Source organism: Pallidibacillus pasinlerensis (genome assembly GCF_009996845.1).
In the GTDB taxonomy this organism is placed as follows: domain Bacteria; phylum Bacillota; class Bacilli; order Bacillales; family Caldibacillaceae; genus Pallidibacillus; species Pallidibacillus pasinlerensis.
In genome coordinates, this window is record NZ_JAACYS010000169.1 from 1 (window position 1) to 391 (window position 391).

Here is a 391-nt window from a genome sequence, read left to right on the forward strand (position 1 = left end):
TGAACAAAATCTAGATTTTGTTCTGCGATGTACTGCTTACGTAGTATTACATCTGCGCAGCGAAGTGTCGCTAGGAGCCGAAGCTAGAGTAACGGAACACGTCTTTTGATGTGACAAACGCTTTGTCTTGTCAGTTTTGAGGGTTCAAAACAACCCGAAAGAATATGGGCCTGTAGCTCAGCTGGTTAGAGCGCACGCCTGATAAGCGTGAGGTCGGTGGTTCGAGTCCACTCAGGCCCACCATATTTCATTTGGGGTCTTAGCTCAGCTGGGAGAGCGCCTGCTTTGCACGCAGGAGGTCAGCGGTTCGATCCCGCTAGGCTCCACCAATCGTTCTTTGAAAACTAGATAACGAAATAAGGCTAAAAGAAAAGCTGAGGCGACTGTCCAG

At 49.1% G+C, this 391-nt stretch carries 2 tRNA genes; both read left to right on the forward strand.

The features are described 5' to 3' along the window. Positions 1–166: 166 nt before the first annotated feature. Positions 167–243: transfer RNA gene (locus GW534_RS16045), tRNA-Ile, on the forward strand. A gap of 10 nt (positions 244–253) precedes the next feature. Continuing rightward, a tRNA-Ala gene (locus GW534_RS16050) sits at positions 254–329 on the forward strand. Positions 330–391: the final 62 nt, after the last annotated feature.